General features: G+C 65.0%; 11 protein-coding genes. 6 read left to right on the forward strand and 5 right to left on the reverse strand.

Annotated features, from left to right (window positions below; genetic code table 11):
• The first annotated feature begins 83 nt into the window (after positions 1 to 83).
• The 4 genes from AAC023_RS12430 to AAC023_RS12445 are packed head-to-tail and all read left to right on the forward strand — an operon-like array spanning position 84 to position 3,703.
• Complete coding sequence (locus AAC023_RS12430) at positions 84 to 728, forward strand: TetR/AcrR family transcriptional regulator (protein WP_339741515.1); 645 nt, start codon at positions 84 to 86, stop codon at positions 726 to 728.
• Entirely contained in the window at positions 725 to 1,663 is a 939-nt protein-coding gene (locus AAC023_RS12435) for an HlyD family efflux transporter periplasmic adaptor subunit (RefSeq protein WP_339741516.1), read from the forward strand. The genes AAC023_RS12430 and AAC023_RS12435 overlap by 4 nt, the downstream gene beginning before the upstream one ends.
• A gap of 1 nt (position 1,664) precedes the next feature.
• Positions 1,665 to 2,591, forward strand: coding sequence for an ABC transporter ATP-binding protein (locus AAC023_RS12440; RefSeq protein ID WP_339741517.1), 927 nt, complete (start codon positions 1,665 to 1,667; stop codon positions 2,589 to 2,591).
• The gene (locus AAC023_RS12445) at positions 2,588 to 3,703 is read left to right on the forward strand and encodes an ABC transporter permease (protein ID WP_339741518.1); all 1,116 of its coding nucleotides are present in this window, start codon (positions 2,588 to 2,590) and stop codon (positions 3,701 to 3,703) included. The genes AAC023_RS12440 and AAC023_RS12445 overlap by 4 nt, the downstream gene beginning before the upstream one ends.
• On the opposite strand, the gene AAC023_RS12450 is transcribed toward AAC023_RS12445, so the two are convergent.
• The 5 genes from AAC023_RS12450 to AAC023_RS12470 form a co-directional block, all read right to left on the reverse strand.
• The gene (locus tag AAC023_RS12450; protein ID WP_339741519.1) at positions 3,700 to 3,900 is read right to left on the reverse strand and encodes a helix-turn-helix transcriptional regulator; all 201 of its coding nucleotides are present in this window, start codon (positions 3,898 to 3,900) and stop codon (positions 3,700 to 3,702) included. The genes AAC023_RS12445 and AAC023_RS12450 overlap by 4 nt on opposite strands.
• Positions 3,897 to 4,496 (reverse strand): hypothetical protein, encoded by a 600-nt coding sequence (locus AAC023_RS12455; RefSeq protein ID WP_339741520.1) that lies wholly within the window; start codon positions 4,494 to 4,496, stop codon positions 3,897 to 3,899. The genes AAC023_RS12450 and AAC023_RS12455 overlap by 4 nt, the downstream gene beginning before the upstream one ends.
• Positions 4,497 to 4,501: 5 nt before the next feature.
• Complete coding sequence (locus AAC023_RS12460) at positions 4,502 to 4,750, reverse strand: hypothetical protein (protein WP_339741521.1); 249 nt, start codon at positions 4,748 to 4,750, stop codon at positions 4,502 to 4,504.
• A gap of 1 nt (position 4,751) precedes the next feature.
• On the reverse strand, positions 4,752 to 5,048 hold the full coding sequence (locus AAC023_RS12465; RefSeq protein WP_339741522.1) for a hypothetical protein: 297 nt from the start codon (positions 5,046 to 5,048) through the stop codon (positions 4,752 to 4,754).
• A 61-nt stretch (positions 5,049 to 5,109) separates the two neighbouring features.
• Entirely contained in the window at positions 5,110 to 5,568 is a 459-nt protein-coding gene (locus AAC023_RS12470; RefSeq protein WP_339741523.1) for a hypothetical protein, read from the reverse strand.
• 211 nt (positions 5,569 to 5,779) lie between these two features.
• Here AAC023_RS12470 and AAC023_RS12475 point away from each other — a divergent pair, with 211 nt between their 5' ends.
• The gene (locus tag AAC023_RS12475) at positions 5,780 to 6,268 is read left to right on the forward strand and encodes a histidine phosphatase family protein (RefSeq protein WP_339741524.1); all 489 of its coding nucleotides are present in this window, start codon (positions 5,780 to 5,782) and stop codon (positions 6,266 to 6,268) included.
• Positions 6,269 to 6,314: 46 nt separating this feature from the next.
• Positions 6,315 to 7,991 (forward strand): glycosyltransferase, encoded by a 1,677-nt coding sequence (locus AAC023_RS12480; protein ID WP_339741525.1) that lies wholly within the window; start codon positions 6,315 to 6,317, stop codon positions 7,989 to 7,991.
• The last annotated feature ends 36 nt before the right edge of the window (positions 7,992 to 8,027 follow it).

Consider the following 8,027-nt stretch of genomic DNA (forward strand, 5'->3'; position numbering starts at 1 on the left):
ATCCCTCCAGCGGCGAGCCGCGTGGAGATTTTGCCGCACCGGTATCGCTTGTTACTGACTGACCGGTCAGTTATATACACTACATGACCCGCGCACCCGCCCATCGCCGCCGCCCCGAAGCCCGTCCCGAGGAGATCCTCGAAGCGGCGCTCGCCGTATTTGGCGAACAGGGCTTTGCCGCGGCGCGGGTCGAGGATATCGCCCGGCGCGCCGGCCTCTCCAAGGGCACGCTCTATCTGTATTTCCCGTCCAAGGAAGCGATGCTCAATGCGCTGATCGAGCAATCGGCCGGGGCGCTGGCGCGCGTCGTCGAGCAGCATGTCGCCACCAGCGCGGCCGCCGATCCGGAAGCGGCGCTGCGCGGCCTGTTGCGCATCCTGTTCACGGCAGTGTCCTCGCCGAAAGTCTCCGCCGCCCCGCGCCTGGTCCTGACCGAAGCGCACCGCTTTCCCGAACTCGCCGCCTTCTATCGCAGCCATGTGCTCGACATTGTGCGGCGTGCCATGCGCGCCCTGCTTGATGCCGCGGTGGCGAAGGGCGTGTTTCGCCCGGTCGATGCCGATGCCTTCATGCGTGTTATCGCCGGGCCGGGCATCGCGCATATGGCCCTGACCAATATCTTCGACCTGCATCCCGACAAGCTGACCGATCCGGCCGATCTGGCCGATGCGATCGCCGACATCCTGCTCAATGGCCTCAAGCCACGTCTGGAGAGTGAGCCCTCATGACCCGTTTCATCGCCCCCGTTCTGGTTCTCGCCCTGCTCGGCGCCTGTTCGCCGCCGGTCGAGAGTGGATTGCATGGCTATGCCGAGGGCGATTTCGTCAGCCTGGCACCGGACCTGACCGGACGCATCATCGAGACCACCCTGCGCGAGGGCGATCCGGTCCGCGCCGGCGACCCGGCCTTCCGCCTTGATGACACCGATGCCCGCGCCGCACTGGCCGCCGCGCAGGCCCAGCTCGCCGTCGCCACCGCCCAGTTCGACGATGCCGCCGCCGGTGCCCGCGACCCCGAGATCGCCGCCGCCCGCGAATTGCTGGCCCAGGCGAATGCGGCGCGGGCGCTGGCCAATGCCGATTTGGAGCGGGCGCGCGAACTGTTTGCCCAGGGCCATGTCAGCCAGGCGCGGATTGACCAGGCCCAGAGCGCGGCCGATGCCGCCAATGCCCAGGTCAGCGAGATGCGCCAGCGCCTCAACCTGGTGCAATTGCCGGCGCGCGAGAACCAGTTGCTTGCCCTGCAGGCGGCCGTCGCGGCGGCGCAGGCGGCGGTCGAGCGGGCCGAGTTCGTCCTGTCCCAGCGCGCCATTGCCGTGCCGGCCGATGGCCGGGTGGAACGCCAGATCCGCTATCTGGGCGAACAGGCCAGCCCGGCCCTGCCGGTCTACTCCATCCTGCCCGAAGGCGCCGTGCATGCCGTGGTCTTCATTCCCGAGACCGAACTGGCGGCGACGCCGGTTGGCACGCGTTTCGCTGTCTTCTGCGATGCTTGCGCCGCCGGACTGATGGCGACCATCACCCGCATTGATGACGAGGCGCAATTCACCGCGCCTTTCATCTATTCCGACAGCGAACGCTCGCGCCTCGTCTATCGCGCCGAGGCCCGTTTCGACGCCAATCCGCCGCCCCCGGGCACGCCGCTGCGTCTCGAGGCCCGCTAGCATGGATGGCGATCTTGTCATCGATGTCCACGGCCTGACCAAGAGCTTCGGCGACACCCGGGTCGTCGATGACTTCTCGATCCAGGTTCCCAGGGGCGCGATCTACGGCTTTCTCGGCCCCAATGGCTCGGGCAAGACAACAACGATCCGGCTGATGTGCGGCCTGCTCAAACCCGATGGCGGCGGCGGCACGGCGCTCGGTTATGACATTGTCACCCAAAGCCGCGAGATCAAATCGCGCGTCGGCTATATGACGCAGAAATTCTCGCTCTATGGCGATCTCACCGTGAAGGAGAATCTCGAATTCATGGCGCGCCTGCATGCGGTGCCAAACCAGAGACAGACCGTGCAGGCGACGATGGAGGAATACGATCTCGAGCCGCGCGCGCGGCAACTCGCCGGCAATCTCTCCGGCGGCTGGAAACAGCGCCTGGCACTCGCCGCCACGACCATGCACAAGCCCGGCCTGCTGATGCTCGACGAGCCGACCGCCGGGGTGGACCCCAAGGCGCGGCGCGATTTCTGGGACCGCATCCGGCGCCTGTCGCAATCGGGCGTCACCGTGCTGGTCTCGACGCATTACATGGACGAGGCGGTGCAGTGCGATTCCATCGCCTATATCGCCTATGGCAAGAAGCTGATCGATGCGCCCTCGGCCGATATCGCCGACATTGTCGGCCTGCATACCTGGCGTATCGAGGGCAAGGGTCTGCAACCGGTCTATGACGCGCTGGATGGCGCCCCCGGTGTCGACCAGATCGCCCGTTTCGGCTCGGCCCTGCATGTCTCGGGACGCGATGAGGCGGCGCTGCTACGCGCGATTGCGCCCTGGCGCGACCGCCCCGAATTCGAGGTCTCCAGGGCCAAGACCGGGCTTGAGGAAGCCTTCATCTGGCTGATGACCGGTGCGCAGGACAATTTCCAATGAACCGGTTTGCTTCGCTCAATCGCATCATCGCCATCCTGCGCAAGGAATTCATCCAGATGACGCGCGACCGGCTGACCTTCGGCATGATGGTCGGCATCCCGGTGATGCAGCTCTTATTGTTCGGCTATGCGATCAATACCGATGCGCGCCATCTGCCGACCCTGGTGGAGATGGGCGATAGCGGCCCGGCCAGCCGTGCCATTGTCCAGGCGATGGAGAGCTCGGAATTCTTCGATATTACCGGCCATATCGGCTCGCCCGAGGAAGCCGATATCGCCCTGCGCGATGGCACCGCCTCCTTCGTGGTGACGATCCCGCAGAATTTCGAACGCGACCTGGCGCGCGGCGAACGACCGCAAATCCTGCTCGACACGGACGGATCCGACCCGGTCGCCGCCAGTGCCGGCAGCGGCGCTTTCGCCAGCATTGTCCAGCGCGCGCTGGAGCCGTATCTGGGTGAGATGACGCCGCCGGTCGAGACCGTGATTCACCGGCGCTACAACCCGGCCGGCCGCACCGCGCTCAATATCGTCCCCGGCCTTCTCGGCACCATCCTGACTCTGACCATGGCCATGATGACCTCGATCTCGCTGACGCGGGAAGCCGAGCGCGGCACGCTGGAAGCCCTGCTCTCGACCCCGACCGAAGCCCTCGAGGTGATGATCGGAAAGATCACGCCCTATGTCTTTGTCGGCTCCCTGCAGGTCGCCATCATGCTGGCCGGTGCGCGCTTTTTGTTCGGGGTGCCGTTTCTGGGCAGTCCGCTTGCCTTCATCATCGCCAGCGCCCTCTTCATCGTCGTCAATCTGGCGCTGGGCTTTTTATTCTCGACCGTGGCGCGCAGCCAGATGCAGGCGATGCAGCTGACCATGTTCCTCTTCATGCCGTCCTTCCTGCTGTCGGGCTTCATGTTCCCCTTCGCCGCCATGCCGCATTGGGCCCAGGCGCTGGGACAGATGATCCCGACGACACATTATATCCGGGTGGTCAGGGCGGTGATGCTCAAGGGCGCAGAACTGGGCGATGTCTGGCCGCATATCTGGCCGCTCATCGTCATGTTCATCGTGATCGCGGCCGTGGCGATCCGGCGCTACCGGCGCACCCTGGACTAGAGGGCATGCTCATCGTCGAAAACGTCTTCAATCTTCAATTTGAACAGCCGGCCAATCTTGAAAGCGAGCGGCAGGGAGGGATCATACTTGCCGGTTTCCAGCGCATTGACGGTCTGGCGCGAGACATCGAGATGATCGGCCAGGACCTGCTGGCTCCAGCCCAGCTCAGCCCTGAGCTCGCGCAGTCGATTCCTCATGCTTCGGCTCCACCAAGGATCTGCAGCGCCACACCATAGACGAGGGCGAAACCGGGCAGGAGCAGGTAGGCCGGAAATTCCGGTAGGCCGAGCAACTCGGCGAACAGACCCCAGATCGTCGCCAGAACCAGCACAGCCCCGGCCGCCAGGGCGATGGCGCGGATCCGCAAGGCTCGCATCATCTCGTCCGATGACTGAATCATCGCCGCGAAGACCCAGGCCCAGCCCGCCAGGGCGAGCGCCGGGACAGCGACCAGGGCGATGCGCCATCCCGTGTGCGCGGTGTGGTCCAGCCAGTGCAGCGCCAGGACCAGCCCCAGCACATAGGCCAGGATCAGCAAGGTCTGGCGCAGGATGAAGCGGCCAAAGGCGCGTTCGGTGGCATTGCGCGTGGCATGGTTGGTGCGCTGCAATCGCCACAACCAGGCCACCAGCGATGCGGCGCAGACAAGCGCAGCCAGAATCGTCCAGGCCAGGGCCTGGGAGCGCATGAATAATTGCGCCGCCACCACCAGGCTGATGACCCAGACCAGCAGGAGGGCGGTCTGAATTTTTGAGGCGTGGCCGCCCTGTCCTGGGTCTGGCCTGTCCGGCATGCCTGTCACCATTTTGTCCGCCCCAAATACTTGCGCCATAATCGTGTCAGCACGATCTGGAACGCGGTTCCGCCCCACACGACAAGGATCAGCGCGATGGCCGGAGCCAGTTTATCCACCCCCACACCCGGATCGCCTAGACTGTCGGCAAGCAGAAAGCCGCCGAAGGAGAGTGACAGGACCAGCGCCGTGATCGTGGCATCTCTCAGGCCATGGGCCGAGTCTGGATTTTCGTGAGGCTCGCTCCCGTGCATATCAGACCCCCTCCATCTTGACCGCGTCAGGCTTGCGTCCGCGCAGGCGATCCCAGATCGCCCGGCGATTGGCGAAGATCGACCATCCGCCGAGAATGGCGGCCACCCAGATGAGCGCCTCGGTCGCGAGTGCCGCGGCCGTCACCGCGAGGGTAAAGACCGCCAGGCTGTCCGTTGTTAGTTTGGCGATCACGACACCCGCCCAGGCTCCGATGACGAATAAAAGCGCGATCCCGATCACGATCTTGCGCATTGAAACTCCCATGACAAACGCCTCCATGTAAAGGTAGCTTGTCATATAGATGTAAAGGAAGCTTGTCGTCAAGTGCCCCGTGACCGAACCGCGCCGGGATGAGGTTTCAGCGCACCGGACTGGCCTGGTAGCAATGCTCGACGAAGCGGCTCCAGCCCGTTTGGGTCTGGCTCTCCACGGCCCAGTTGAATCCGGCAACCGGGTGGGGCCAATAGACTTGCCGGGCGCGGCCGGCCGGCATGTCGGCTTCAAAACAGATCGCATCAGGATGGATGTCGGGCGCGCTGGTCAGCATACCGGTCGAACGCTTGCCATCGGAGGTGAAGGACCAGAAGGAGATCGTACCATCATCGCCCGGCCCGAACAGCGCTCGCTCCGAATAGCGCTTCGTCGCGTCAGCCTCGCCGATCACCCAATCCGCCCGCAATTCGACAAACTGGCCGTCGAGCACCCGTTCGAAGCGCCGCGTGCAGCGGGTTGGCCCCATGGCCGAGGCCGAGGCCGAGACCCAGCTGCCCAATAGAGGAGCGAACAATCCCAGCTTGCCCCTGCCCTTTTTCCACATTGGCGATGCCCTCCGATGAAGCGGGCCAAGAGTGCTGGCAAACACGCATCGTGGCAATTGGGGCCGGCATCGCCCAACAAGAACAGCGCGGCTCGCCTGCCTGGTTCAAATGAGGGACGAAACACACTAGGACTAGGTGCGCCTGGCGGCTGCGATAGCAGGAGCGTGCCATGCGCACATGACACTCTGAACCTGGACAGGGCAGGCCTTGATGGACCGGATTTTGATATTGATGCGTCACGCCAAGGCCGTCGACCGGCTCGAAGCCGATGACGACTTCCAGCGTGGTCTGACACCACGCGGGCATGAAGACAGCCGCAAGGCCGCCGCCAGACTCGCCATGCTCGGACTGAAACCCGGGCGGGCGCTGGTCTCGCCAGCCTGGCGAACACGCCAGACCTTCGACCATCTCGCCCCCTTGCTCGGCGAGCCGCAGATCGACGATCCGATGGCGCTCTACCATGCCAGCACCGAGATGCTGGAACGCGCGGCGCTTGAGGCCTTCCGGCACGCGCCGCAGATTGTGATGGTCGGACACAATCCGGGCATTGGCGGATTGGCGCACAAGCTGGCGGCGCGCTGCGGTGTCCGCGAAGCGCTGCCGATGGGCTATCCCACGGCGACGGCCGCGGTCTTTGCACTTGGCGATGACAGCCTGGATTTGCCCACTCTCATCGAGGTTCTGAACCCGCCAGCCTAGCTGTCCTGGCCGCCGGCAGTTGACTCACCCTTTAGTTGCGTTTCAGATGGAAAACATCAAAAACGCAACCTGTGTGGATGATGTCATGGATCAGGGCCAGGCGAGCCGGACCGGCGCAGATACAGACGCGATGGCGGCAATTGAGGACGGCCCGCCGCGCGATACCCCCACGCCGGAAATCCTCACCCGCCTGTGGGCCAGCGATGCTGCAGAGGGCCTGGCCCGTCGCGCGCCACGCTTCAGCGCCCGCACGGGCCTGTCGCCATATCAGCGCTGGACCCTGATGATCGCGGTTGGTTTTCTGGTCCTGGGAGCGGCAGGATGGATGAACTGGGAGGTCAGCCTGCTGACAGGCCTGGTCGGCCTGCTATTTGGCTGCCTGATCTCACTTCGTCTGCTGGCCTGCCTCCTGCCGCCGGTCTGGGCCCGGCACCGGCCGCTGCCCGCCTGCGCCCTGCCGCGCGCCAGTCTGATCATTGCCCTGTATCGCGAGAGTGCCGTTCTGCCCGTATTGGTTTCGGCCCTGGAAGCCATCGACTATCCCGCCGACCGGCTGGAGATCCGGCTGGCGCTGGAGGCCGATGACAGCGAGACGATCGCGGCGGCGCGGGCGCTCGATCTGGATCAAAAATACCGTATCGTCCTGATCCCGGAAGGCGGACCTCGGACCAAGCCGCGCGCCCTGAATTACGCCCTGCGTTTTTGCTCGGGCGAAATCGTCACCATCCATGATGCCGAGGACAGGCCGCACCCACGCCAATTGCGCACCGCCGCGGAAAGCTTTGCCGCAGCCGGACCGGAACTGGCCTGTCTCCAGGCCCCGCTAAACTGGTTCAATCGCGCCGAATGCTGGCTCACGCGCCAGTTTGCGCTGGAATATGCAGCGCATTTCCACACCCTGCTGCCGCTCTATGCGCGGTTGCGCTGGCCCTTGCCTCTGGGCGGAACCAGCAATCATTTTCGCACTGCCGCCCTGCGGCGGGCCGGCGGTTGGGACGCCTGGAATGTCACCGAGGATGCCGATCTGGGCTTTCGCCTGCACGCGCTGGGCTATCGTTGCGATATCATTGCGCCGCTCACCCTCGAGGAAGCGCCGACACGGGTCTGGCCCTGGGTGTGCCAGCGTACGCGCTGGCTCAAGGGTTATGCCCAGACATTGGCGGTGCACTCGCGTCCGTCGGGCCTGCCGGAACAGCGGCAAAGCCATTTCGCCCTGACGCTGACCCTCGGCGCGGCATTGATTTCCGCCCTGGCCCACGCACCGCTCGCGGCCGCTTGCCTGCTGGCCCTGATCGGTGTGCTGGCGGACAAGGGGGCCGACAGCGCCACCTGGTTGCATGGCGGATTTCTGGCGCTCGGTTATGGTACATCAGCGGCGACTGCAGCGCTTGGCATGCGCCGCGCGGGACTGGGCGTGCGCCTGTCCGACCTGTTGCTGATGCCGCTCTACTGGCCGCTGCAGAGCTGGGCTGCAGTGCGCGCCCTGTACCAGCTCGCGACCAGACCCTATTTCTGGGACAAGACCGAACATGGTCTCAGCACATTCACGGACCCGGCATGTACCTCTCGCTCACCGCCACACTCACCATATTCGCCGCCTGCGCCGGAGTCTTCGTGCTCGCCCGCTGGCGGTCCGGACAACCGGTCCGCCCCGAGCGCGGCCCACGCCTCATCCCCTGGACCTTCATCGCCATCTTCGCGGCCGCCATCGGTGTCATCATGATCGCCCACCTGGCCGAACTCGCCGGACTGGATCTGA

The sequence above is a fragment of the uncultured Maricaulis sp. genome (assembly GCF_963976135.1).
Lineage (GTDB): Bacteria > Pseudomonadota > Alphaproteobacteria > Caulobacterales > Maricaulaceae > Maricaulis.

Bases quoted from the DNA above. Each gene is read 5' to 3' on its own strand.
- AAC023_RS12470 (WP_339741523.1), bottom strand. From the start codon at position 5,568: ATGTGGAAAAAGGGCAGGGGCAAGCTGGGATTGTTCGCTCCTCTATTG.
- AAC023_RS12475 (WP_339741524.1), top strand. From the start codon at position 5,780: ATGGACCGGATTTTGATATTGATGCGTCACGCCAAGGCCGTCGACCGG.
- AAC023_RS12465 (WP_339741522.1), bottom strand. From the start codon at position 5,048: ATGACAAGCTACCTTTACATGGAGGCGTTTGTCATGGGAGTTTCAATG.
- AAC023_RS12440 (WP_339741517.1), top strand. From the start codon at position 1,665: ATGGATGGCGATCTTGTCATCGATGTCCACGGCCTGACCAAGAGCTTC.
- AAC023_RS12435 (WP_339741516.1), top strand. From the start codon at position 725: ATGACCCGTTTCATCGCCCCCGTTCTGGTTCTCGCCCTGCTCGGCGCC.
- AAC023_RS12460 (WP_339741521.1), bottom strand. From the start codon at position 4,750: ATGCACGGGAGCGAGCCTCACGAAAATCCAGACTCGGCCCATGGCCTG.
- AAC023_RS12430 (WP_339741515.1), top strand. From the start codon at position 84: ATGACCCGCGCACCCGCCCATCGCCGCCGCCCCGAAGCCCGTCCCGAG.
- AAC023_RS12480 (WP_339741525.1), top strand. From the start codon at position 6,315: ATGGAAAACATCAAAAACGCAACCTGTGTGGATGATGTCATGGATCAG.
- AAC023_RS12450 (WP_339741519.1), bottom strand. From the start codon at position 3,900: ATGAGGAATCGACTGCGCGAGCTCAGGGCTGAGCTGGGCTGGAGCCAG.
- AAC023_RS12455 (WP_339741520.1), bottom strand. From the start codon at position 4,496: ATGCCGGACAGGCCAGACCCAGGACAGGGCGGCCACGCCTCAAAAATT.
- AAC023_RS12445 (WP_339741518.1), top strand. From the start codon at position 2,588: ATGAACCGGTTTGCTTCGCTCAATCGCATCATCGCCATCCTGCGCAAG.